This is a genomic window from Mycobacterium hainanense (assembly GCF_041890355.1).
Lineage (GTDB): Bacteria > Actinomycetota > Actinomycetes > Mycobacteriales > Mycobacteriaceae > Mycobacterium > Mycobacterium hainanense.
Genome location: NZ_CP169059.1, coordinates 1231620 through 1256853, shown reverse-complemented (window position 1 = coordinate 1256853; position 25234 = coordinate 1231620). Strand labels below are relative to the sequence as shown.

Annotated in this window: 19 protein-coding genes; 10 read left to right on the top strand and 9 right to left on the bottom strand. The window is 63.6% G+C overall.

Annotated elements, in window-relative coordinates; all coding sequences use genetic code 11:
- Window positions 1-19: 19 nt before the first annotated feature.
- Window positions 20-2170, bottom strand: a complete 2151-nt coding sequence (locus ACEL92_RS06040; protein ID WP_374024733.1) for an Rv1355c family protein — start codon at window positions 2168-2170, stop codon at window positions 20-22.
- Between the two features lie 316 nt (window positions 2171-2486).
- Here ACEL92_RS06040 and ACEL92_RS06035 point away from each other — a divergent pair, with 316 nt between their 5' ends.
- Complete coding sequence (locus ACEL92_RS06035; protein ID WP_374024732.1) at window positions 2487-4337, top strand: putative bifunctional diguanylate cyclase/phosphodiesterase; 1851 nt, start codon at window positions 2487-2489, stop codon at window positions 4335-4337.
- 177 nt (window positions 4338-4514) lie between these two features.
- On the opposite strand, the gene ACEL92_RS06030 is transcribed toward ACEL92_RS06035, so the two are convergent.
- The 4 genes from ACEL92_RS06030 to ACEL92_RS06015 form a co-directional block, all read right to left on the bottom strand.
- Window positions 4515-4799: a WXG100 family type VII secretion target gene (locus ACEL92_RS06030; protein ID WP_374024731.1), complete on the bottom strand. Its 285-nt coding sequence runs from the start codon at window positions 4797-4799 to the stop codon at window positions 4515-4517.
- A 25-nt stretch (window positions 4800-4824) separates the two neighbouring features.
- Window positions 4825-5121 (bottom strand): WXG100 family type VII secretion target, encoded by a 297-nt coding sequence (locus ACEL92_RS06025; RefSeq protein ID WP_374024730.1) that lies wholly within the window; start codon window positions 5119-5121, stop codon window positions 4825-4827.
- Between the two features lie 102 nt (window positions 5122-5223).
- Window positions 5224-6549, bottom strand: a complete 1326-nt coding sequence (locus ACEL92_RS06020) for a PPE family protein (RefSeq protein ID WP_374026095.1) — start codon at window positions 6547-6549, stop codon at window positions 5224-5226.
- A gap of 678 nt (window positions 6550-7227) precedes the next feature.
- Complete coding sequence (locus ACEL92_RS06015) at window positions 7228-8868, bottom strand: beta-galactosidase (RefSeq protein ID WP_374024729.1); 1641 nt, start codon at window positions 8866-8868, stop codon at window positions 7228-7230.
- 208 nt (window positions 8869-9076) lie between these two features.
- On the opposite strand from ACEL92_RS06015, the gene ACEL92_RS06010 reads away from it, so the two are divergent.
- The 3 genes from ACEL92_RS06010 (at window position 9077) to ACEL92_RS06000 (ending at window position 13202) form a co-directional block, all read left to right on the top strand.
- Entirely contained in the window at window positions 9077-10519 is a 1443-nt protein-coding gene (locus ACEL92_RS06010) for a P-loop NTPase (RefSeq protein ID WP_374024728.1), read from the top strand.
- Window positions 10516-12027, top strand: coding sequence for an O-antigen ligase family protein (locus tag ACEL92_RS06005; protein ID WP_374024727.1), 1512 nt, complete (start codon window positions 10516-10518; stop codon window positions 12025-12027). The genes ACEL92_RS06010 and ACEL92_RS06005 overlap by 4 nt, the downstream gene beginning before the upstream one ends.
- Window positions 12028-12101: 74 nt before the next feature.
- A complete protein-coding gene (locus ACEL92_RS06000) occupies window positions 12102-13202 on the top strand; it encodes a glycosyltransferase family 4 protein (protein WP_374024726.1) in 1101 nt (366 codons plus the stop codon).
- Between the two features lie 93 nt (window positions 13203-13295).
- Here ACEL92_RS06000 and ACEL92_RS05995 read toward each other — a convergent pair whose 3' ends face one another.
- Complete coding sequence (locus ACEL92_RS05995) at window positions 13296-14345, bottom strand: glycosyltransferase (RefSeq protein WP_374024725.1); 1050 nt, start codon at window positions 14343-14345, stop codon at window positions 13296-13298.
- A 583-nt stretch (window positions 14346-14928) separates the two neighbouring features.
- Here ACEL92_RS05995 and ACEL92_RS05990 point away from each other — a divergent pair.
- Window positions 14929-15558 carry a hypothetical protein gene (locus ACEL92_RS05990; protein ID WP_374024724.1) on the top strand — a complete coding sequence of 210 codons (630 nt, stop codon included), beginning with the start codon at window positions 14929-14931 and terminating at the stop codon, window positions 15556-15558.
- A 33-nt stretch (window positions 15559-15591) separates the two neighbouring features.
- Here ACEL92_RS05990 and ACEL92_RS05985 read toward each other — a convergent pair whose 3' ends face one another.
- A complete protein-coding gene (locus tag ACEL92_RS05985; RefSeq protein ID WP_374024723.1) occupies window positions 15592-16434 on the bottom strand; it encodes a methyltransferase domain-containing protein in 843 nt (280 codons plus the stop codon).
- Between the two features lie 158 nt (window positions 16435-16592).
- On the opposite strand from ACEL92_RS05985, the gene ACEL92_RS05980 reads away from it, so the two are divergent.
- The gene (locus ACEL92_RS05980) at window positions 16593-17894 is read left to right on the top strand and encodes a methyltransferase domain-containing protein (RefSeq protein ID WP_374024721.1); all 1302 of its coding nucleotides are present in this window, start codon (window positions 16593-16595) and stop codon (window positions 17892-17894) included.
- On the opposite strand, the gene rfbC is transcribed toward ACEL92_RS05980, so the two are convergent.
- Window positions 17878-18432 carry a dTDP-4-dehydrorhamnose 3,5-epimerase gene (gene rfbC / locus ACEL92_RS05975; RefSeq protein ID WP_374024720.1) on the bottom strand — a complete coding sequence of 185 codons (555 nt, stop codon included), beginning with the start codon at window positions 18430-18432 and terminating at the stop codon, window positions 17878-17880. The genes ACEL92_RS05980 and rfbC overlap by 17 nt on opposite strands.
- Window positions 18433-18446: 14 nt before the next feature.
- On the opposite strand from rfbC, the gene ACEL92_RS05970 reads away from it, so the two are divergent.
- The 3 genes from ACEL92_RS05970 to ACEL92_RS05960 all read left to right on the top strand — a co-directional run bounded on the left by ACEL92_RS05970 (window position 18447) and on the right by ACEL92_RS05960 (window position 21894).
- Window positions 18447-19544, top strand: coding sequence for a methyltransferase domain-containing protein (locus ACEL92_RS05970; RefSeq protein WP_374024719.1), 1098 nt, complete (start codon window positions 18447-18449; stop codon window positions 19542-19544).
- Window positions 19545-19718: 174 nt separating this feature from the next.
- On the top strand, window positions 19719-20492 hold the full coding sequence (locus ACEL92_RS05965) for an SDR family oxidoreductase (RefSeq protein ID WP_374024718.1): 774 nt from the start codon (window positions 19719-19721) through the stop codon (window positions 20490-20492).
- 31 nt (window positions 20493-20523) lie between these two features.
- Window positions 20524-21894 carry a glycoside hydrolase family 5 protein gene (locus tag ACEL92_RS05960; protein WP_374024717.1) on the top strand — a complete coding sequence of 457 codons (1371 nt, stop codon included), beginning with the start codon at window positions 20524-20526 and terminating at the stop codon, window positions 21892-21894.
- Window positions 21895-21942: 48 nt separating this feature from the next.
- Here the strand turns inward: ACEL92_RS05960 and ACEL92_RS05955 are convergent, their stop codons facing one another.
- Entirely contained in the window at window positions 21943-23019 is a 1077-nt protein-coding gene (locus ACEL92_RS05955) for a glycosyltransferase (RefSeq protein WP_374026094.1), read from the bottom strand.
- A 562-nt stretch (window positions 23020-23581) separates the two neighbouring features.
- Here ACEL92_RS05955 and ACEL92_RS05950 point away from each other — a divergent pair.
- Window positions 23582-25222 (top strand): hypothetical protein, encoded by a 1641-nt coding sequence (locus tag ACEL92_RS05950; protein ID WP_374024716.1) that lies wholly within the window; start codon window positions 23582-23584, stop codon window positions 25220-25222.
- The last annotated feature ends 12 nt before the right edge of the window (window positions 25223-25234 follow it).

Sequence of the window (25234 nt, the reverse complement as noted above, 5' to 3'; positions counted from 1 at the left end):
ACCGTAACGGGTATTGACGCTACTGCAAACGGACGCGCTCAATGCTCCGTCGGCTACGGACGGACGCCGGCCCTGCGAAGGCGAATCGCAGCACAAGCGCGACAGAACTGTCCCGCGGTGTGCGGGCAAGCTGCCGAAATCGTCTCCGCAACTCGTCCAGTTCCTCAGCAAACGGCACCGACACCTCGGCCAGCTCATCGACATTTCGCGCGTACAAGAAAACCGGCGAAATGGGCTGAACGGCAAGCCCCTCCCGCTGTGCTTCGATCCACAACGCCTCCGCGGCGGATCCACCGCGGGCGAAGTCCATCAAGTCGCTCCCCGATACCGAGATGACGCCTATCGCAGAACTCGTGGACACGCGAACGCGAGAATCCGCGCCGAGAGCGCTCCCGGCGCTCCACTCGGCAAGACGAGCCATGACGTCAGGGCGCTTCAAAATGCCGATCAGCGCAAGATCACCGCGGTCGAGTTCGAGACTGAGCACGTCGATGCCCGTGTCCGCAGCTGAATCAGTCGGCCATCTAAGCTCGGCAACCATCTCGGCATGCAATCGCGGCGTCAGGTATCGGGCACGGTCCGACGCGGCGAAAATCGCTCCCAACTCGCCGATCTCGTCGGGTTCTGTGAGGAGGTCGAGTCGGGCTCCCTCACGCTCGGCAATGGTGTGCAGAAGTTCGGTCGTCCGGGCGTCGATCGGGCGCCGCGTCCCGATGCGACGGTTGGTTTCACGCTCCAGCATGGATTCGTAGAGGGCGGCGAGTTCAGGATCATCACCGTCGGCCAGTTGCAACGTTGCCTGCAACGGCGCACCGACGTGACCATCTTGCAGGATCACCGGTCCGAGCACCTTCTGCGCGGCAGCGGCAACTCTGGCATTGAAAAGGGCCGCTCCCAACGCGACTGCGCTGGCGCGGAAGCCGATATCCAACATCGACGTGTGTTCCGGGTCCAGCCGGATGGTGACGGCGTCGGGGCCGGCCTCCACCTGCCATGGTTGCGCGTTGGAGGCGGACGGCGCCCGAATGGCCGCGGTAGCGATGATGCCCAAAACCCCTGGCAATTCGAGATTTGACTGGTTGGCCGGCGGGCCGGGAGCCTCGGTGACCATTTGAGGTTCGGCCAGCTGATCGAGTGACCATCCCACGTCGACGCACGTCCGGCCCGACCGCAACTCTTGACCCAATCCAATCCTGCGCACCGCCTCGGCGACCGCAGCGGCGCCCACAACGACGTCACCGCACACCTGTGGCCACGTGGATAGTGTGCGGTCGAGTTCCACCGCCGACGCCAGGATGGGGGCAGACAACTGCTCGGCATCGAGGAATCGCAGCAGGTAGGGAACCATCTCACGACTACTCATGCCCGCCAGCCGCGCAAGATCCAAGTCGCCGAGCAGACCGTGCAGGATTGGCCGATCAGGCTGCGAATCGAAGCGTTCCACGTCGAGCAGTCCGCGATCGCTCGTGGCCATCAGCACCGGTATCCCCCGTGCCCTGGCGCCTTCCCGGACCCTGACTTTCATTTCCAATGAATCGCATTCCTCGACGACAACGTCGAGGCCGTCGAGGAATTCATCGATGGTTTCCACGGTCAGTCCGGCGTCCTGGACGCGGACCAATAGGTACGGATCGAGTTCGGCGATCCTGCGGGCGGCGATTTCGGCTTTGTTCACGCCAAGATCCAGGAGGGTCGCCGGCACCCGGTTGAGATTTGACAATTCGAGACGATCGAAATCCGCCAGCCGAAGCTCGCCACAGAGGCCCTGCGCGGCCAAGGTGTGGGCGATGATATGGCCGACACTCAAACCCGCCACCCCGATACGCAGCTCGGCGAGCCGCGCCTGCTCCTCGGTGGTGATCAGATTCCTGTTGCGGTCCAGTCGCACCGCCCGAAACCCCCTGGGGCCCAGGACCGCCACGACGGCCCTTCGCCATGGGTAGTACGCCCATCGGCAGGGTTCGGCAAGCAAGTCCGGATCGGGAGGCGGGCGAAGCTTCCTCAATTCATCGAGTTGTTGCTCGTGGTGGTCGATGAATTCGACGGCCGGGTCAGCGCGCAGTTGCTCCAATAGTGCGTTGTCCGCAGGATTAGCGGCGTCGAGAATACGAGCGGTGCAGGAAGTTATGGTCGCTCCTCGGTCGTAATCCCGTGACGGATAGGTGACCAAACCGGATGATTCAGTTGGCTAAAAGTCTTCGCCAACTCTACTGCTGACCCGCTGTTCAGGCGCGCCAACCTCGAGCCGTACGGAATGGACGTCGGCGCCCGGCACGCGGCGACCAGACCCGAGCGCGGCGGCGATCGAGGGACTTTAAGCCACTCGTGCTGCAGACGGCACAGACCATTGCGCTGACGTTCGGTTGGTCGAAAACCCGGTCCGATGCCGCCCTCGAACAATGACCGTTACCGCGACGCTTCGAACCATTCAACGATACGATAGCCCCGGCCCGCGCCGCGGGCATCGCCCGTGCAGGAGGACATAAATGTCGGGCAGGCTGGATCGTGTCGTCACCTCCGTTGCCACTCAGCTGATGCTGGCCAACCCGCGCACGGCAAAAGACGTGATCGAACGGGTGTTGGCGCAACTGGTCGAGGAGTTCGACGTCGATGCCGGCTTCTTGCGCCACAACAATCACAAGGCCCGGGTCTCGACGCTGGTCGCGGAATGGCCACCGCGTTACGAGCATCCGAGCCCGGATCCACTGGCCGTCGTCTACTTCCCTGACGCCAATCCGCTGTTTGCGCGCACCGAGCATGCCCGACGGCCTGCGGTGGTGCGTCCAGACCCAGCCAACGACGGCTTCCCATGCCCGGTTGCCAAGGATGGCCAGGAGTTGCCGCCGCCATCGGTGGCCACGGCCCCCTTGGTTTGGGGAGGAGCGATAACCACTGGGTTGCTCGGCCTGGTCAAATTCGGCGACAGGGTTTGGGCTCCGGAGGAGCTCATTCTGCTCGAGGCGGTTGCCGCCTTGTTCGCACAGCTTAAGGCTCATCTTGCTGCCGAAGACAAGCTCCAATACCTGGCTGAGCACGACGATCTGACCGATCTGCACAATCGTCGAGCGTTGATGGGACACCTCCACGAGCGCCTAGCGAAGTCAGGAGCCGGCCCAGTCGCGGTGCTGTACTTAGACGTCGATCGCATGAAATCCATCAACGACTACCTGGGCCATAGCGCCGGCGATTGGTTCATCAGGGTGTTCGCCCAGCGGCTGCGTTTGAAAGTTGGGCCGGGCGTGATCGCCCGCGTCGGCGGAGACGAGTTCGTCTTCGTTCCGAGTGAGTCGATGTCGGCCGACGAGGCGATATCGCTTGCTCGACAGCTACAGCTGACGACTCAGTGCAGCGTTTCGATCGGAGGCGAACTGGTCAGCCGCAGTGTCAGCGTCGGAGTCGCGATCGGCATTCCGGGCCGTGACACCGCAGGCGACCTGGTCAGCCAGGCAGATCAAGCCGCCTTGACGGCCAAGCGGGCCGGAGGCAACGAGGTTGCGGTGTTCACCCAGGACATGTCGCTCAAGACGACTCTGCAGAACGACATTGACCTGCATTTGCGTGGCGTGATCGACAGCGACGCACTCATCCTCCACTATCTGCCCGAGGTGGACATGCGGACGGGCGAGATCTTGGCCGTCGAGGCGCTGGTCCGCTGGCAGCACCCAGCGCATGGGCTGCTGTTACCGGATTCGTTCATCGGTATCGCCGAGTCGACCAATGCCGCGGGGAAACTGGGCCGATGGGTGATCAGAACAGCTTGTGCTGAATTCAGCAAGTGGCAATCACTCGGCCTTGGACCTGATGTCATGCTCCGGCTCAATGTCTCGCCGATCCAGCTGGTCGCTAACGGGTTCGTCCGCACGGTCGCCGACAGCATGGCCGAGTTCAACATCGATGCCGGCTCGGTGTGTCTGGAGATCACTGAACGCATCGTGGTCGGCGACGTCGAGAACACCCAGCGCACTCTCGCCGACCTGAAAGAAGTTGGCGTCCAAATCGCCATCGACGATTTCGGCACTGGATTCGCCGTTCTCTCCCACCTGAAGTCCCTGCCCGTCGACATGCTTAAAATCGACACGACTTTCGTGCGTGAATTAGGCTCCAATTCCAGCGATTTAGCGATCGTCAGGGCGATCATCGGGCTCGCAGAGGCATTCGACCTGCAATTGGTTGCCGAAGGAGTCGAAACCGCGGCCGCCGCTTTGACTTTGATGCGGCACGGGTGCTACCGAGGACAGGGCTTCTTGCTATCGCGTCCCCTTGCGGCGGACGCAATGACTCCACTGTTGGCCGCAGGACGCCTGAGTGTGCCTTTGCTTGCCCACGACGCCGTGTAGATCGGTGAGGTCAAGTTAGGCTCGTCGGTTACGTGGAATGTTTTGGCCGACAGGGAATGTGCCATGCCGATCGGCGACCGGCATGGCACATGGTTGAGCGGCGTGTGATCGGCAATCGCCGAGCAACAGCACACCAGTCCTGAGCCGTCCCGGCCGCATCCGAGAGGGCCTGAAAAGTTAGGCCCAGCTGGAGCCCACCGCGCTGTCCGTGCTGGCCATGTTGCTGCCGGCCGTCTGCACCTTTTGCCCGTGGGCATTGGCCTGCGCGTAAATCACCTGGAAGTTGCGGCCCAACTCGGTGATGAACTGCTGGCACGCCATGGACCCGGCGCCGCCCCAAAAGTCCCCGGCGGCAAGGACATCGCGGATGATGGCCTGGTGCTCGGCCTCCAACGACGCGGCTTGCGCCCGGATCAGGGCACCGTGGGCATCAACGTCGCCGAATTGGTAATTAATGGTCATCTTGTACTCCTAACGTGAAAAGCAACTAGCTGCTCAGGATTTGCTGCGAGGCCTGCTCTTGCTGCTCGTAGTTGTTCGCATCGCGGATCAATCCATCGCGAACCCCGTGCAGCATGTTGACGATGTTGCGGAAGGCCTGGTTGACCTGACCCATGGTGTCGTACGAGGTCGCCTGGGCCTGGCCGCTCCAGCCCGAGCCGGCGATGTTCATCGAGGACGCCCACATCTTGCGGGCCTCGTCCTCCACCGTTTGGGCGTGCACTTCGAAACGTCCTGCCATCGCCCGCATCTCGTGCGGGTCGGTCATAAATCGCATAGGCATCTGACTGCCTCCTTAATTTCTGGATAGTTGGTGGACTGTGACGACTAGACGGCTGCGTGGCCGCATAGCCGTCGGCTAGTAACTCTCAAATGGCCCCCTTCCCTACCCGACGTACACCGGTTCTTGCACCACGGTGGGGCGGTAGCCAGCCTTGAGTGGAGGACGTCCAGGATCGTCGCTGCCGCGTGCCGCGGCGGGTTTCGGGGGCATCGGCATTCCGTTGGGCGTGCCCGGCGACGCTGCCGGGGCGGCCGCCGGTGTCGCGCCGAGGCTGCCGGCCGGGAACGCAGAGCCGACCTGGTTAAACGCCGGGGCTGTCGATGCCCAGCTCTGTGGCACCGAGAGCATGCCGAGTGAGGCCGCCCGGCCCACACCCGCGGTCACTTGCATGCTGCTCATCCCGGACATGCCGAAAACACCGCTCCCCGAGCCGATCCCGTTACCCACGGCGAATCCCAGCGACTGGAGATGGCCACCGAAGAGGCTCGCGCCCGGCCCCAAACCTTGCATGAGCGCGCCCGCGGACATACCCAGAGTGGACATCGACCCGACGGTGCCGGCGCCCGACGCCAAACTCGAGGTAAGCGCCGTGGGCAACGACGCAGCGGTGGCCCACGATGCGGCCGGCGATGTGGACGACGATGTGGAGCCCATCGCCGTGGTAGCCGGCACCACGTTATACGCCGCGGTGCCCAACTGACCGGAGAGCACGGAACCGAGCTGGCCGGACAGCATCGAGCTCATTTGGCTGCTCATCATCGAGCCCATCTGGCCCGACAGCAGAGTGCTCAGCTGACCGGACATGATCGAACTCAGCTGGCCGGAGAGCAGGGAACTGAGCTGGGTAGACAGCACGGAACTCAACTGCGACACCGTTTGAGCCGCGGTGCTGGCGGCGGTCTGTACCGCCTGTTGAGCCGCGCCGGCTTGTGCGGCCAAGGCATCCGCGGCGGTCATCAGCGGAGGAACGGTGAAGGGGGCGAGCGTGCACGCCGCCAGTGCCCCCGCAGCGTAGCCGTACATCGCTGTCGCGTCCTGGGCCCACATTTCCATGTAATGGGCTTCGGTGGCCATGATCGCCGGCGTGTTCTGGCCGAACCAATTTGTCGCGACAAGCATGTGCAAGAGTGCGCGGTTGGCCGCAATCACTGGCGGCGGCACCGTCATGGCAAACGCCGCCTCGTACGCGGCCACTGCCGCCTTGGCCTGCGTGCCGGTTGCCTCGACCAGGTCGGCAGTCGTGGATATCCAAGTCACAAAGGGCGCCGCGGCGGTCTCCATATCTACCGATGACGGTCCGAGCCACAAAGCCGCGAGGTCCGAAATCACCAAACCGTATGCCGAGGCAGTCGCGTACAACTGGGTGGCCAGAACGTCCCACGCCGCCGCAGCCGTCAGCATCGGTCCTGCGCCTGGGCCCGTATACATCAACCCGGAGTTGACTTCCGGGGGTAGCGTTGCGAAATCGATCATCGATCAGCGCTTGGCTGCGTGGACACGAACGACATGCGCTCCTCCATCACGGACATGGACCGACCGAATATGGACCGGCCCGCCGGTGGACCGATCCGCCAACCACCACGCCGCCGCAAAGCGAGCGGCGATGGCCCTGCACTGGCTGCTACAGACGGATAATTCAGCTTTGGGCCCATTCTACATACTATTGGGATGATTGCCATCCCTTCACAGACTTTTGGTTTCTAGCATGGGCTGGCGAGGGCGAGCCGGACCAGCGGACCCCCACCCAAGCCAGATCGAGGTGAGACCTCAGGCTGCCGCTGACGCTTCAGCGAGGCCCAGTGGCATATCCAGGAACGCCCTGATCGTCGCCTACGTCGCCGCATTGCACCCGCTTCCCCTCCCGCTCCCGGCTTCCGCTTCGGACGATGGCGGCGCGAGGCGCCAGGGGGACCGTCGACGTCGGACTGGGGTGTGTAAGCCGGGACCAGGGTCGCCGAGGACATCTGGGATCCCGCGTTCTCTACGTGTGATGACGCCGGCCCCGTGATCAACGACAAATTGGCGCTTTGAAAGAAACCCAACTCGACTAGGGCGACGGCCGCATCATTGTCGTTTGAATATCGAAGATACGTCGGGCGAAAGGGTCTAGGTGAGCGCGACATCGACAAGAGGATAGGACCCATCCGAATTCCGCCCCGTCGTTTGGGCCAAGCGCATCGGGGGATAATTCCAGGTGTACGTGGCGCCGGCTTTGTGTTCGTTCCACGTCACGACGACGGCGATGGTGTAGACGCCAGGCGCCAGCCCCGTCGTGGGGATCGTTATCGCGTCGGTGGAGCTTGCGCCGAGCGGCGGGCCCACACTCGGGTCGCTGGGAAGACCTTGCCCGGGATCAGTGCTGCACTGGGCCGGGTTGAAAAGAGTCCTGAGATTAAACGACGACTCGAGGCTGGAAACGACCGTGCCCGCGTTGTTTCGCAGCTGGTAGACGATCTGCCAATTGTCGTAGGTGGGACACACGTTGTAGTTCGTCCAGGTGACCTCGATCGGCAGGCCGTCGCCCTGCGGGATGCTGGGTGGGGCCGTTACCGATGACACGGCGTAGCGGTAGCCCGAGTACTTGATGGCGAGACCAAGGGAGTCCGTCGTGGCGCCCGCGTTTTGACTGGCCACCAGCGTGACTCCGTAGTTGACCACGTTGACGAGGCAGGAATCATAATCGGTGTAGTCGCCCTGCTCACTTGGAATCGGTGCGATCTGCCACTGCCTCATCATCACTGCGACGAGGGGGTCATTGATCGAGACGTAGTAAGAGGCGGGGTCGATAGCCCACGTTGGCAGCGGCGCCAGGAACCAAGTTCTGGGAGCGCTCAGACCGTCATATCGGAATCCCGGCGGTTTGGCTATCTCCGCCGCCGTGTACGCCGCATATAGCAGTTTGGGGATTGGATAGCATGCTCCTCCGCCAGGACAAATGAGCTGCGTATTCGGGAAGGCGGAAATGTGCGCGTTGACGAGCTGGGTGATTGACGCCAGAGTTATGAGTTGTTGACGGTACCCATCCCAATGACCCAGCGCAGCCATGCTTTCCGCCGGGGAGGCAACTGCTAATCCCAGGTCGTTGATGCTCTGGCTGCAGTGGCCTTCCGACCAATCACCATAAAGCGACACTTCGAACCATGCCAGCCGTTCGTCTTTGTCGTAGCGGGTCCCAAGGGCGGTGATGAATTCACAAGCGGCGGCAAGGTATTCCGGGTCGTTGTAGTTCGGCTCATACCATGTGGCGCCACCGTATCTGTAAGCGGTCACGGCCGATGTGCCCCGCAGGTAGTTGGGCACGCCGTTGGCGCGCCATGGGTTTATCGGCATGACGCAGAGCGCGAGTCGCTGCCCGTTTGACGCCGCCGTCTCAACGTGGTGATCGAGGAACGCCCAGTCGTAGGTGCCGTTGCGGGTCTGGATGTCCGACCAATTGCAGCGCAGATAATATTCCGGGCCGACCGGCCAGCTGGCTGCGGACCCGACCGGGAAATCGATCACGCCGTTCCAGTCGTACATGCCGCGACCTGGATTGGGGATGTCCGGGGCGCTGTACGGGATGACCGACATCTCGGTGGTGATGGCGCCCTCGGTGGACGAGGTCAGACCGCTCCAGTCGGTCGCACGGTCTGCGGCTGCCCGTGCGCTAGGCAACATGCCCGCGGTCGCCAACAGTGAAACGGCGCCACGAAGAAACGTCTGTCGGGGGATCCCGTGGTCGGACGAATGGCCGCGCTTCGTTCTCATGAGCCAGCTTCTGCACCATCTGCCACCTGAACACTCCGCTTCCGGCTCGGTACGACCCGCACCGCTCAGGCGCACACACTGCGGCGGGCGGCGCGGGAAATCTCTGACACATTAGCTCGTGCAGCATGCGGCCGGTTTGTTAGTTCCGGTTCACATCCAACAAGATAGACGCTATGGTGGACTTAACGTACTTCTAGTGAGGTGTTGGATGACTTTCCGTACCTTTGTCCGGACTATGGTCCAACATTGGAAACTCGTGGTGGGCGCGCTACTGGCGTGCGTGGCGGGTGCCGGGGCCCTAACTGCGCTGCAGACGAAGCATTACCAGGCGTCTGCGACCATCATGATGTCGTTCTCCGGCGTGACGTCTCTCAACGATGTGTACAACGCCACTGAGTCCTCGCAGAGGCTCCTGTCCTCGTATGCCGCGGTCGCCAGCGGGTCCACGGTGGCTCAGCGCGCGGTCGACCAGCTCCACATCCCCATGAGCGCGGATGCGCTTGCGGGCCAGACCCACGCGACGTATACGCCGGACTCGATGCTGTTCACCATCACGGTCAATGACGCCGACCCGCAGCGGGCGGCGGACCTGGCCGGCGCGATGGCTGACCAGTTCACCGCAATCGTTCCCACGCTCGGCATGGATCCCGGTGCACGCCCAGCCCAAGACGCCGACACCTCACAGCCTTCGTCAACCCCATCCGCTCCCACTCCCTGGCAGCCGGCACCGGGTCAGCCCCCCTTGCCGCTAGCCAAGGCGACGGTGGTGGAACGGCCCGGCGTACCCGCTGAACCGATTTCGCCGGCGCCCACGCGCAATATGGTCCTCGGCGTCATCGGTGGCCTGCTCCTCGGCATTGCGATGGCCCTGAGCCGCGACGCGGTTGACCGCACCGTACGCACCCGCGAGCAGCTCGAAGAGCTGGCTGTCTTGCCGACTCTGGCTGAACTGCCGGCGCGGCGAGGCAGCGCACCGCGCTTCGGCACCGAGAACGCATTCGACGACGCCGTGCGCGGCCTACGGAACCGACTGCTCAGAGCGATGGGACCCGACGGCCACCGAGTATTGGTGGCGGCGCCGTTCGGCGGCGAAGGCTCCACCACCACGGCGCTGAATCTGGCGCTGTCCTTCATCGAACTCGACGAGAAGGTGCTGCTCATCGAGGGCGATATTCGCCGACCCAAAATCGCCGGCTTGCTGGGCGTCAAGTCGGGGTTGGGGCTCGCCAGCGCCCTCACCGACTGCCCGGTACCTGGCGAAGCGGTGCACGGCACGTCCGTCAAGAACCTGTTTGTCCTGGCATCGCGGACCGCCCGCGCCGACGAGACACTGCCCCGCAGTGCCGACCTGCCGAATGTGCTCGAGGACTTGTCCACTCACTTCAACCGCCTCGTAATCGACGGTCCGCCGGTGCTGGCCACCGCCGACACCGGCCTGCTGGCCGACGCTGTTGAAGCCACCGTGTTGGTTGTGCGCGCCGGTCGCACCACCATCGACGAGGTCCAGGACGCATTGCATGCCCTTCGCTCAACCGGGACCGCCGTCGTCGGCACCGTCTTGACCGACGCGAAGGTATCCCGCCACACCAAGGCTGCTATCCGGACGTACTGGCGACAGCCGACCGGGGCGAAACGCATTGGCGTGTCGTGATCCTTTACGTGCGTGGACGAAGGCGCTTCGTCTACTCCGGGGCGATCATGGCGGCTTTTCTGTTCGCATGCTTCGTATTTGGCGCACTTTCGGTGCGCAACTTTCGTGGGCTCGCGCTGCTCGGCCTGCTGTTCTGCGTGGCGGTGTACCGGATCAAGCCGGAGCTCATGGTGTGGGTCGCGCTCTTCTTGTCGTTCGCGGCGCTTCCCGCGGAATGGCACATGGGCATGGTGTTCGGCCCGGTGGATATCTGGGCCTACCACGCCGCGGTGCTACTGGCGATCGGTTACCTGATCTCGATCGTGAAGCCCCGTCTCTCCGCCTACCTGTTACCGGGCATGTTCCTGTTTGTCGTGGTGTGCGGGACGATAGCGGGGTTCGCGACCGGACATGAAGCCAAAGTCGTGGTGCACGAGGCGCAGTTTCTGTGCGAAGTGATCGGCGGGTTCATGCTGGGGCTGCTGATCGTGTATTGCGGCTACGCCAAGGGAGCGTTGCACGCCGTCGCCGTCACGTTGTGGTTTTCGGCTCCCATGATCGTGGCTGGTTCGTTGCACGTCATACACCTGGCCGGCGCCGAGTTCAGCCTGGCGGGGACGGGCGGAGGATGCAGTGGGATGGCCCAGTGCGCGGGCGCCGCAGCCAGCACCCGCGTGATTACCGCGGCCGACGATCCCGCCATCGCCGTGTTGACCGCACTGGTCGCCGCGGCGATCGTCGGCCGTGTCCGCCTCGGGACCTATCTTGCGTTGGGGCCACCCGCGGCGATCATTACGCTGCTCTCGTTCGCGCGCATCTCCTTGATCGAGATCGGGGTTTCCGCCCTCGTTGCGATCGTCGCCAGCTTGGGCTGGTGGAGCCTGCGCCGGACAGGCGTCCTCGTGCTCGCCGTCGCGGCGGTATTCGCGGTGACAGTACCCGGTGCGCTGTTCCTGTTTCAGCATTCCCCGACCGGGGACTGGCTGGCCGATCAGTACACCGCGTTCAATAACCGGGTCCTCGGCGGTGTTTCGACAAAGGTGCTCGCCGTCGACCACTCGGTGCTGGACAGACTGGCCGAAGACGCCAATCTCAATCGCGCGATCGCCCAAGCGCCCGTGTTCGGCAATGGGTTGGGATACGCCTATCAGCTCCCGTTTGGGAAGCCGGGCTCGTTCACAGCGGGCGAGGGCACCACCTACGCTCACAACTTCTACCTGTGGTGGCTGGCCAAAGCCGGGGCGGTGGGCATGGCCTCATTCGCTTTGTTCGCGCTCATACCGCTGATCCGGGCGCTGCGGTGCGCGTCGGCGCCGGCCAAGATCAGTGTGGCGGTCAGTGTCGCCCTCCTGGTGAGTTGCACCGTCAATCCGATGCCGGAAGGGTATGGCGCGCTGACGCTGGGTCTGGCCCTTGGGGCAGCGATGGGGTTCGGCAGCCGCGGACGCAAGGAGCGACCGGGAGCCGAACAGCCACCGGCCTTGACGGTCGCCGAGCCGGCACCGGCGTTGACGGGCGGGGCGCAGTGACTGCCAGCGTGCGTTCCACCCCGCGCGGCACCGATGCCGGCGCGACACCCAAGCGCCGGCCGGCGCGTCGTTTCATGCACGCTCGCACGAAAGATCAGCGGCTCCGGGTGCTCGTGGTGGGTCCGGCGCCCGCCGGGGCGACCAGCCGTGGTGGCATCGCAACGGTGGCCAGTTTGATGTCCGCCCATCCCGGTGAGCGCGTCGACATCACGGTGGTGCCGACGTTCGTCGACGCCTCGGTATGGCGGCGATTGGGTGTGGGCGTCTACGGAATGCTGCGCGCGACGTGGCTGGTGCTGCGTGGCCATACCGACGTCCTGCACGTTCATCTGACGCACGGCGGCAGTGTGATCCGGAAGGCGCTGCCGTTGTGGGCGGCGCGGCTGGCCGGTGTGCCGGCCGTAGTGCATGGCCACAGCTGCGATTTCGGCGGCTGGTTTGACGCGCTGTCGCCCGCGCGCCAGCGAGCGGTGCGGCGTCTGCTGGTGGCCGATCACTGGGTGGTGTTGGGCGAGCCCCACGTCGAGGAGTATGCGAGCCGACTGCAGTTGACCCGCAGCCGGATCAGTGTCCTGCACAACGCCGTTCGGATTCCGGATACCCCGGTTAGCCAATCGGGCGTCGCACGGATACATGCCGTGGCGCTCGGTCGGCTGGGGGTGCGCAAGGGCAGCTACGACCTGATTGCCGCCGTCGGTGCACTTCCTGAGGAAGTTCGTGACCGTTTGCGCGTAACACTCGCCGGAGACGGCGAAGTCGACGAGGTACGCGCAGCGGTCACCGCGGCGGAGCTGCAGGAGACGATTCACGTGGCGGGGTGGCTGGACCCGGCGGCACGAGACGAATTATTGTGCGGCGCACACGTTTTCGTGCTGGCCAGCCGGGCTGAGGGTCTGCCGATGGCGCTGCTTGAGGCCATGGCGTACGGGTTGGCGCCGGTGACGACCATGGTCGGCAGCATCGGCGAGGCGGTCAGCGATCAGGTAAGCGGCTTGGTTGTAGCGCCCGGCTCTCCCGGCCAGATCGCGCAGGCCCTGACCGCACTGGTGAAGGACGAGGACTTGCGGGTCCGACTGGGGACCGCCGCGCGCAGCCGAGCCGAAGACTTCAAGATCGACCGCTGGCACGAGCGGCTGACGCGGCTCTGGACCGAGCTGGCGAGCCAAGACGGGTGACCTTCGGGTCCAGCCGGCGTTAGGTGGAAAACCATGGCCTCCGGAAGTCGTCATCGTTCTCGTCGCCGCCGTCGGCCCGTCGGTGGGTGCGCATCAATCCGAGAGCGCACCGATCGCGCTGTCCACGAACTCGCCGATCGCCTCGAGATACCGGTCCCGAGTCCACGTTTGGGAGCGTTCCCATGCGGCCAGCGCGATCGACGCGCGGAGCTCTGGATCCGCGTAGAGCCGAGCGATCGCCTCCCGGGCGCCGGAACCGTCGCCCGGCCGGTACACCAATGCGGTCCGGCCGTCCTCGAGATAACCCGCCAAACCCGGAACGTCGCTTGCCACGACCGGCGTTCCAGCGGCGGCCGCCTCCGCCAGGCGCACCTGGCCGGTGCTCACCGCCGCGTCGCGCAGGGCGAGCAGGTACACCGCGGCGCTTCGCATCAGGCGGTCATGTTCCTCGCGGGGGATCTCGCAGAGCACCGTCGCACGGTGATCCCGATTGAGACGGCGCACCGTCGGCTCGTCGCTCCGGGAGCAAACGACCGTCAGCGGCCACGGCTGGCCGTCGGCCGCGGCGAACACCGCCTCCCAATCGCAGGCGGCGCGGCCGGACGCGAGCACCCCGTGGCGACCGTCCTGCGAGGGCATCGGACCCTGGACGGCCGTGCTGAGCCACGGGACGTGCCGGAAACGCTGGGCCGGCAGCCCGAACAGCTGCGCGAAACGCTCCGCCTCCCACTCGGTGGGCGTATGAGCGGCGAGCAGCCGCCGCTGCAGCACCGGCCGGGCGACCAGCCGCCAGAAGGCGGCCGATGCAAGCGCACGCGTGCGGGAATCGGGGCCGCCCCGCCATGCGGCGCGCGCCTGCGCCCCGATCACCGGGATGAATTCGAGCAGAACGAGTTGCGGCGTCGGGCGGCGGGAGAGACGCGCCATCAGCAGCAGCACGCGGTTCGATGCCCCCGCGGGTGTCGTGACGATCACCCGCTTGCGCCGACCCAACCACCAGAGCGCCAGCCCGCGGCCGAGCGGCCCACGGTGCGCAAGCCACCCAACCCAGCCGACAGCCACCGTGTCGAGCGATGGGAGGCCCAACGCCTCCGCGTACCAGGTGTCGGCGATGACGTCGCCTCGGTCGCTCAGCGTCGCCACGCCCGGACGAGAAGCAACATGGCGACGAATTTACCAACAAAGGCCAGCCCCGCCGGGCATTCGGAGAACTGCGCAAGGTCCGGCCAGTGCCGGGCCATGGGCCGGAAGTTGCACAAGCCGTTGCCGTCCTACAACTGCAAATCGAAAGCATTCAGTGCGGTGCAAAGCCGATCGGATGTCGTGCATCCGCTGCGGGCTAGCCCGCTCTGGGGTGCCCAGTCGCCTGACCGGGGCCGCTGTCGCGGTCGGCACCCAACATGGGGGCCTGCGCCCTGTGGGTAACGTGCCGCCAAGCCGACGTGCTGGCCGTGAACGTCGACGACATCATCCCGCGTTCGAGCTGTTGCGATTCGCGGCGGTCGTGACCGGCCCTCAGCGCGCGTCAGGGTTGGGCGACGCGGGCCCGTCTTTATGCGTTGGCCCCCAGCCGCCGCAGGACCTCAGCGATAGGTCGCGCGGCAAGCCGCGAAAACCCTTGCAAAAGGCGCCGTTTGGCGGTTCGGGCCTGTTGGCCATGTGCGCTTGGATAGCGAAGCGACATGCACCAGCGACGCGTGTCGGTCATGTCGCAGCAGCAACGGCCATGGCGCTCGCCATTTCCGTGATGGCCCCGGTCACCGCCTACGCGGACGATCTGACGGTTTTCAGCGACAACTTCGCCATCAAGAACACCTCCCTGTGGACTTGGGGTGCCGGTGCTTCGGTCAGCAATGGCGAACTGGTGCTGGCGTGTGAGAGCGACTACCACGGTCAAATCGTCACGCCCGTCCCCTACGATCTCACCGATTCGGCGTTCACCGCTCAACTGATCACGCCGCCCGCCGTGGGTGGAGGCCACACCGAGACCGGATTGATAGCGTCCGCCAATCCCGGAGACGTCGAGACGGCGAGCGCCTACATGGAGTGGGAAGCCGGGGAACTGATCAACTCCCAAACCATCAATTGGAACACCACCGAATATTTTCACGGAGGCGGTTATGCGCCCGGACTGTGGCTTCGAATAAGACACTCGTCGGGGACGGGTTTGCTCTACTGGGAAAAATCCACTGACGGAACCAAGTGGAGCACGATCTCCAGCGCTGCTCCAGCTTTCAATATCACCAAGGTTTGGCTGACCATACAGTGCGGCTATTGGATGCCGGAAATGCCGAGCTCCGCAATTTATCGCAGTGCGAGCCTCATTCGCATTGCGGCACCGTTGCCGCCGTCTTAGGAATCCTCACGCAGCCTTCGTAAACAGCGGAGCCTACGGTTTGTGTGTCAGCAGTGTCACGCTGAACGCCTGCCGGTAGAGCCAGCCAAGCAGCGGCAACGCCGCGCGGGGGGCGGTGGGGAGACGAAAGGCGATCTTGTCCCGGGAAGCCAGGCGCGCGTCGCACCGCATTCCATGCCGCTGCATAGTCGCGGTGGCGCTGCGCGGGGATCGATAAAAGGTCTCCTCCTCGCTGAATCGGCAAAAGATTTCGGCTCGTTCCCGGAAGGAGAACTCCCGGAAGTAGGGTGCCGCCAGCCCAGCCCTCAGGGCTGCCGTCACGGCCGCACGACGCAGCGGCCCCTTGGGCAGCCAATGAACGAATGGTGACCTGAGATGGGCTTCGATTGGATGCCATCTGGCGGGGAAGATATGCAAGCCGGAGGCTCCCGGCGCCGATATTCGGGCCACTTCCGAGGCGAACGATTCAAGATCCGCCACGTGCTCGATAACCTGGTCGGACAGCACCACGTCGAACATATTGTCCGGGAAGGGGTACGTGAAGTCGCCATTGAGCAGCTGAAGGCGGGCGGGATCGGCGCCTTGCCGGGCAAGGTATTCACGCCCAAGTTGTATGTATTTTGGCGATACGTCGATTCCGTAGGCGTCCCAGCCCTGGGCGCATAACCACGCAACTGTGTCACCGCGGCCACAACCGACGTCGATAATGCGCAAAGTCTCGGGACCCCTTGCCCTGTCCCGCAGCTGCTGAGCCAGGTACCGCTGGACGTATTCCTGCGGAACGATCGGCGTTTCAATGGCATGGTTCTTGGTGTCCTCGTCATGCTCGGCGAAATTGGGGAGCACTTCGTTAGGCGCGAGGTCATCCGAGAGCATGGGCTTGATCATAACGGTACCGGGAACTTCGATCCTGCTTCTAGGCTGTATATCATCCGAAGAGTATGTATAGTATGGGATCGTGTCAATATTGGGTATGTCTCTCGCGCGTCCGTACCCCGGCGCTCGGGCCGGGACGCGCAACGAATCGAGGTCTAGTGCGCTGTCGACTGTGTAACTCGAACCGCATCCTGAGCATCCTTGACCTCGGCGCAACCCCGCCGTGCGAGAAGTTCCTCACCGCCGACGAGCTCGATCTTCCCGAGCCCACGTTCCCGCTTCACCTTCGGCTCTGTGAAGACTGCCTTTTGCTGCAGATCCCGGCGCTGATTACCCCGGAAGACACGTTCACCGAGTACGCGTATTTCTCGTCCTATTCCGATAGCTGGGTGGCGCACGCGAAGGCGTTCGTCGACGGGGCCGTCCAGCGCCTAGGCCTCGGCTCGGACTCGTTTGTGGTGGAGATCGCCAGCAATGACGGGTATCTGCTACAGCACGTGGTGTCCGCGGGCATACCCTGTCTCGGCATCGAGCCTTCCGTGAATGTCGGAGCCGCCGCACGCGACCGAGGGGTCCCGACCGAAACGGCCTTCCTCGACGAGCACCTGGCCGCAGCCGTGCAGGCCGAGCACGGTGCCGCGAACCTGGTGGTCGCCAACAACGTCTACGCGCACATCCCCGATCTTCTTGGTTTCACCAGGTCACTTCGCGGGCTGCTGGCCGACGATGGGTGGTTGAGCATCGAGGTGCATCATGCGCTGAACCTGGTCAGCCTCGGCCAGTTCGACACCATCTACCACGAGCACTTTCAGTACTACACGTTGCTGTCGGCAATGCGGGCGCTTGCCACCGCCGGCTTGGCGGTCGTCGACGCAGAGCTCATTCCCACGCATGGCGGGTCGATTCGGATCTGGGCACGCCCCGAGGAATGCGCGGGACGGCCCACTGCACGCGTAGACGAGGTGCTGCAGATCGAGGACAGAGCCGGGCTCCATCAGGTGGACGGCTACTTGCAGCTCCGGCCGCGGACCGAGGCGGTCCGCCAGGAACTGCTGCGCTTCCTGCTTGACCGCCGCGCCGAGGGCAAGCGGGTGGTTGGCTATGGCGCCCCAGGTAAGGGCAATACGCTGCTCAACTACTGCGGTATCCGTGCCGATCTGGTCGAATACACCGTTGATCGCAACCCCTACAAGCATGGTCGCTTCACTCCGGGCACACGCATTCCGATCCACGATCCGGTACAGATCCTCAAAGACCGACCCGACATCGTGCTCGCGCTGCCCTGGAACCTCGAGACCGAACTGACCGAACAGCTTTCTTACATCAAGGAGTGGGGCGGCCAACTGGTCTTTCCGCTACCGACGCTTCATACCGCCGAAAGTCCTCACTCCGAAACCCGCAATCTGGACGCTGCAGGGGTTCTCGATGCGTCGCCGCAAACCGTTAGTCCAGTCGCGTGAGCAGCGCGGCCCAACTTCCCGCACTGGCGTCGCGGGACGAGATCACCGACACAGGCAGCGGCCAGTCGATCGCGAGATCGGGGTCGTTGTACGCGACGGCCAGGTCTTCGGCGGGATCGTGCGGACGATCGATTCGATAGCAGACGTCGGCGGTGGCGGTGAGCGCCTGGAAGCCGTGCAGGAAGCCCGGCGGTACGTACAAATGCCGAAAGTCATTGTCGTCGAGGAGAAATGCCTGCTGCACACCGAAAGTCGGCGACTCTTTTCGAATGTCGACCAGCACATCATGCACCGCACCGTGAGCACAACGGACCAGCTTCGCCTCCCCGCGCCCCGAACGTCCATGCATGCCGCGGATGACTCCCTGCACCGAACGGGACTGGGAGTCTTGAACGAACGATGCGGAGGTGCCCGGGCGGCCGAGGTAGTCGTCAAAGATGTTCGCGTCGAACGTGCGGGTGAACAGGCCTCGATCGTCGCGGAACGGCTGCGGGACGAGGACGAGGACGTCCGTGAGGGTGGTCTTCTCGATGCGCACCGGGCAATGCTGTCATGAACGGGTGCCGGGCATGTGGAAAATCCGAGATGAGCCGGGTACTTGATCTCGGAAGGATGCCCGCGGCCGACTTCTTCCCTCCCGCTACGGATCCCGTGCGCACGGAGGAGGCGTCGCATGCGTTGGCCATGGACCTGTGCCACGCTTGCGGGTTAGCGCAATTGGCCGACGACGACACGACAACCGACGAGCCGCGCGGCGTAGAGCCGCAAGCGCTGAAGGATCAGGCCGAAGCCGCGATAGCACAAGTTGCCGCGGATGGGTGGTTGCGTGGGGACACGGTGCTCGAGTTCGGTAGCCCACACGGGGGCACCTGGGTCCCGCTGCTCGCCGAGCGCGGATTCACAAGCGTCGCGTCGTCGCCCGCGGACGTGGTGCTGGACTGCTTCGGCATCATGCACGAGCCCAACCAGGGCAGTGCCTTCGAGCGCCGAGCCGAACTCACGCGCGCTGGTGGGGTCCTCCTGCTGCAATACCATTCGCTCGCCACAATCGTTGCGAAGGGTCAGTGGAATGCCTTGCGGCACGGACATTTTGCCTATTACTCACTGACCACGCTCACGCGGTTGCTGGACCAGGTGGGAATGCGGATTGTCACCGCGTGGGAGTTCGACTTATATGGCGGAACGGTGCTGCTTGCAGCCGTACACGGTACTGCCGCTGAGCCCGACGAGTCGGTGCTGCGCATCCTCGCAGCCGAGCATGCGCTGGGCGTGACCGATCCGACTGCGGTCGGCGAACTCCAACACAGCGCCGATCGGCACATCGGATCACTGCGGTGCTGGTTGCAGGAGGAGGCGCAGGCCGGCCACACCGTCCTCGCTTACGGCGCGGCGTCGCGCGCAGTCGCCCTGTTCAGCGGCGCCGGAATCGATTCCCGGCTACTGGCGGCGGTCGCCGACGCCTCCCCCGCCAAGCAAGGCAGGCGGATGCCCGGGACCGACATCCCGATCGTGGCACCTGATGAACTCCTCAGCGCGAAACCCGATTGGGTGCTGCTGACGCTTCCCGATCTTCTCCCCGAGATCAGCGCGCGATTTCCCGAGCTCGACGGACGCTGGAAAGTGGACGGTCAGTGGTTGGCCCGGGACTGACGCACATCAACGCTAGCGGGACTCTTTGGCGTCTTTGCCTCACGCCACAACTCGCCACCCATCCCACCGCCGCTGTCGATCGGCACGCGTGCGGACCAAGCACGAAACCCCGTCCGGAGCACGATCGCCCGCGCGCTGCCGCACCGGGATCCGTCACCCGAAAGGACCGTCTGCGTGAATGAGTTAGCGTCGGAGGCCGAGAGGGTCGGGACCGCGACAATGCGGCTGGCAGGCCGGATCGCTGTCGTGACTGGTGCATCCAGCGGAATAGGCCGGGCCGTCGCCTTGCGGCTGGTGGCCGAAGGCGCGACGGTCACCGCAGTGGGCCGCAATGATGTTGCGCTCGAAGACCTGTCGGCGTCCGCGATGGCCGGGGGCGGACCGGGGCGGATCATTCCTGCGCAGGTGGACCTGACCGATTGCAGCGCCCGCAAGGCTCTTGTCGCGAGCCTGTCGGCCGGCCCCAGAGTGAATCTGCTGATCCACTCGGCGGGCGTTTACAACCGTGGGCAACATGTTGACGCGCCTATTCGCGACCTGGACGCCCTATACGAATCAAACGTGCGCGCACCATATGCGCTCACTCAGGAATTGCTGCCGGCGCTGCGTGCAGGCGGTGGTGACATCGTCGTGCTGAACTCCACACAGGGTCTCCAGGCGGCCGGAGGTGTCGGCCAATACGCGGCCACCCAGCACGCGATGCGGGCGGTCACGGACAGCCTGCGCCAGGAGGTGAACGCGGACGGAATTCGGGTGTGCAGCATTCATTTGGGCCGCACCGCGACTCCACGCCAGGAGGCGATTTACGCTGACGAGGGACGACCGTACTTGCCCGAGTTGCTCGTCCAGCCGGAAGACGTGGCAGAGGTACTAGTGTCCGTAATTGCCCTTCCCAGCAACGCTGAGGTCACAGAGATCCGTCTCCGGGCGGCCAAGAAAAGCTATTGATGGGACACGGTCTCGTGTGGAGTGTGCGGCAGTGAACCCGTCGGCGCGGTTACCGTCTGCCCGGCGCGGCTTGCGGATCGCCCGCGTTGCGGTTCTCGCACCCGTGATCGTTCTGGCACTTACGCTCCTGACCGCGGTCAGGAGCGCCGACGAACGTTCCTACATCCCTTACTTCCCCTACCTCCGCGGCGTCAACGACACTACTTTCAGTTGGCTCGGGGGTTATGGCGACCAGTCCGGCAACCAGTCGGTGGCATCGTATGAGTTTGAGGCCCAGCACGGTGTCGCGGTGGTGCGGCTGGCGATCCCATGGGAGCGCATCCAGCCATCCCTGGGGGGCGAACTCAACCCAGCGGAAGTCGCCCGACTGGAAACGGAGATCTCCCGGGCGCGGGCCGCGGGCGTCGATGTGATCATCGACCTGCACAACGGCTGCACCTTCCAACAGCTCGACGGTTCGGTGGTGACGTGTTCTCGCGGAATCACCAGCGACCAGTTCGCGAATGCGTGGACCAGACTGGCGGCTAAATTCAAGGACACCCCCGGCGTGGTGGCGTACGACCTGATGAACGAGCCGAACAACCTCACCGGAGACAACACCGAAAGCCGCGCCGACGCCGCCATCTGGGAGCAGTTCTCCCAGGCCGCCGTCGATGCGGTGCGGCAGACCGGAGACCGCCACCAGCTGATGATCGAGGGTATCAGCTGGTCGAACGTCGACACGTTCTCCGATAAGCACCCGCGGCCCTGGATCAAGGACCCACGACATGACGTCGTGTACTCGGCCCACCAGTATTTCGACCAAACCGGCGTCTATACCATTGCGGGGCAAACGGCTCCACAACTTCGTTATTCCTACTGGGCCAATACCTTCCAAGCAAACGGCACCACAGGCGGTCAAGCTTTCGACGACTGGAACCTGCACCGGCTCGATAAGTTCGTCGACTGGCTGAGTCGCTATCACGTGCACGGGGCCATCGGCGAGGTGGGCTGGCCCTCATATGAAGAGATGCTGGCGTCCGGAGTGCCGGCCAACGAGGCCGCCGCCGAGGCTGAACACTGGAACACACTGGGCAGCAAATGGTTTGACCGGGCAGACGCCGCCATGCTGACCGTGACCTACTTTTCCGCTAGCGGGATCCACCGCAACATTTACCCTGGTTCACCTCCAGGGCTCCCAGAACCGAACGCCGTGTTCGTCCATGCCGGCGGAAACGGTGAACTCCGAAATGCGCACGGCGACCCCATATTGAGCCCTGCCAACGACTTTCAGCCCGAGGACATCGACACGGCTAACTCTCAATACGCCGTGCTTTCCAAGCACCCCTCGCTGAGTGGGACCTGTGGGGGCCGCAGGGCCGCGAACTCGCCGCCGTATCGGCCGGTCAGCGCCGGTTGCTGACAGCCCGGGAGCGCCAGTCCGAACGAGCTCTGACAGAACCACGACGTCCTAGCGTCGGTGGGCCGCCGATGCGTGCGTGGCCAGCACTTCGGTGAGCACGTTGAGCAGACTATCGGTGGCCCCGTCGACGGCGAAGCGCTGCGCGTAATGGCGCGCTGCCGCGGCTCCGCGCGTTGTCGCAGTGTCTGGGTCGGCCAGGTCGTCAAACGCGGCGGCAAGCCCGGCGACGTCGTCGACACCGACGGGCGGGCACCCCGGCGGCTGGTATTCGGGCAGCCCGCCCGCCGTGGAAACTATCGGCATGACACCCAACTGCAGCGACAACACCTGCACGCCGCTTTGCGAGGCACGCCTGCAGTGAGCGATCGTGCCCTTCGCGGAGGCCAGCGTCGCGACCACGTCGCGGTAACGGTACTTGCCGCGCCGCCACTGGGTGTGCTTCGGCAGGGTGCTGGGCATAGCCTCCCCCTCGCCGATGAATACCAAATTGTCACCGCGCCAGCCCCCGCCGGCAACGTGTCGCCGCCAGGCCTGAAGCACCACATCGACGTTTTTGTACTGGTTGAGCCGGCCGATCATCACGAAGTCGCGCCGCCTTCCGGGGCCGACCAGCGGAGGAACCAGCCCCGCGTCGAGGTCACTGGTAAGCGGCACCACATGTATCGGGGTGCCGCGTACATCCCGCCGGGTGGCGACGGCGCCCGCGACATAGTCGCTGTAGGTAATGGTGGCCGTCGAACGCGCGCCCCAGCGGTCGGATAGGGCAAGCCGGTGGGGAAGCCGGGATGCTTCCCCCTCTTCGGTGGCGTCCTTGGGAGCGTCGTCGTGCACGCACTGAACACGCGGCGCCGAGCCGGCCAATAACATCCAGCGCGGATCGGTGACCCCCTCCGCGATCACGATATCCGGCCGGTATTGGCGAATCCGGCGCCAGGCCGCGAAGTGGGCGGGCCAGGTCCCAGCTCTGCGGAATCGGGGATCGAGAACCAACTCGTAATCACGGGCCGCGTCCGATTCGTGGTGATAACTGTCGGTGGTCACCAACAGAACGTCGACACCCCGTCGGCGCAGCGCTTCGGCACGAACGCGTGCGAAAGTACGCATCCAGGGCGAAAGCCACAGCACCCGAAGCGAATTCACCGCGCGGGTGCCGTGTTGATGCTCGAGCGGCTGCGGATCGTTAGTCTGCATCGGGCCCGGCCCGCGAACGTCCTTGAGGGTCACCGGATCACCGCGACCGACGCCCCATGACACGGCGCAACACTATTCTCTCCTTTTCGTGGTTTTCTCGACGAACAGGTTCTAAGATACCGGTAACCGACATGTTCGTCATTTTACATACCTTTAGGATGACTACGAGGCTCACCAAGACTCTGCACACCGCCGTAGGCGAGGCACCGGCGCCCCCTGCTGCGGCGTGGTTCCTGTCGCCTACACCGACAGCACTCCCGTCGCCTCAACCGAAGCCGTCCACACCTTCGCCAACGGCAGCCGTCAGCCGTCCACCACGCCGGCAGTGTCTCGTCGCAGGAAAGGACGGAATGCAGCACGTTCCAGGCTCGGCAGCTGGCCTTTCACCGCCAAGGTGCAATAGTGTTTTGCATATTCTGACGAGGGCCCCGTCATGAGAAGGCTTAGCGTTGGATATCTAGTTGACGACGAGTCCCAACCGGATTTGGTTGTAGACTTGATCGAAAAAAGTCGGACGGCACAGCATTACTCTGTCGACTACTTGATCGTGCAAAAATTTGCCAGCAGTAAAAACCGGTTTCAGCGTGGCCAGAACCTATTTCGGCAGCATGGCATACGGAGCCTGGTCGCAATTTTATATTTCAAGGCTATCGTCGCCTTGGAGTGGAGATTGTTCGTCAGGGACCCCGAACTGAGGAGCGTTTTCTACACACGTCCACTCGATACGCTCGATGTCCCGAAAATATCCGTCCGCCCACTTCGATCTAAGAACGGGCTGATCTATCGCTACCGTGAAGACGACATACGAACGATCAGAAGCCTGAACATCGATGTGCTTTTGTACAGTGGGAGCGCAACCCCGAGCGGCGAACTCGTGAGCGCCTGCAAATTCGGAGTTGTCTCTATCGAGCACGGCAATCATTCGCGCCGGGATGTACCGCCGGGCTTCTGGGAGGTATTCGACCGAGAACCATCGACGAGCTTCGCGATACGCGCCGTGCCGGATGAGTCAGCCGGTGACGACGCGGAAACGACGTGCGATAATGTCGACCGGTACACGTTCATTCGAGGCTCGATTGCCACGCAAGCTCCTTATGCCAGAAACATTGCGCAGATCCATAAGAAGTCGACTGTCTTTACGCATAGATTCCTCGAAAATCTAGGCAGAACAAGGGTTCTACCGAAGTTCGCCGCGGGGTCGCCGCGCACGCACAGGGTTGGTACGACGTTCTCACTGCGTGTTGTTGTCTTATACCAGTTCAAGACCTTGATCACCATAACTCGACGGCGTTTCAACCGGGTATCTGGCAGATGCCAACGCTGGGGAGTGGCGTATCAGTTCGCCGACCGGATGCAAACCGCGGAGCTCTCCAAGTCCACATTTATCGCCAACCCACCCTATCGGTTCCTCGCCGATCCTTTTGTTCTCAGGCGCGGAGGTTTGGACCTGTGTTTCGTTGAGGATTATGATTTCAGAACCGAACGAGGCAAAATAACTGTTTTCAAAATTGATGGAAACGAATACCATGAGCTCGGGCCGGCCCTCGACGAACCCTTCCACCTGTCGTATCCCTTTATCTTCACAGTCGACGATGAACTTTACATGTGTCCGGAGACCGTCGAAATTAGGGAGATACGGCTGTACAAGTGCATCGAATTTCCGCTCAGGTGGTCTTTGCACAAGATCTTGCTGAAGGATGTCTCGGCGGTCGATACCAACATATTTTGGTTCAAAGACAGGTGGTGGCTGCTGACCACTATTGACAGCTCCGAAACAGCGGAGCTGTGTTCCGAACTGCACGTGTTCTACTCCGATGCTTTCGACTCTGACGAGTGGACGCCTCATCCCAATAACCCTGTGATTTTCGATAGCCAACGAGCCAGAAGCGGCGGTTTACTTCACGAGGGCGAGGCATTGTTACGGGTGTATCAAAAGCAGGGTTTCGATCAATATGGGAAATCAATGGGAATCGCCCGGATCACGGAGCTGAGCCCGCAACTTTATCGTGAGGAAGTTGTTACCGAAATAGAGCCGTGCTTCGCTCCGAAGCTGATTGGAACGCACACCTTTTCCTACGACCACGGCTTATTGGCAGTCGATTTCCTGAGGGTTGAGCGAGTCAGAGCTTCTCGTTGAGCCTGGTGAGGA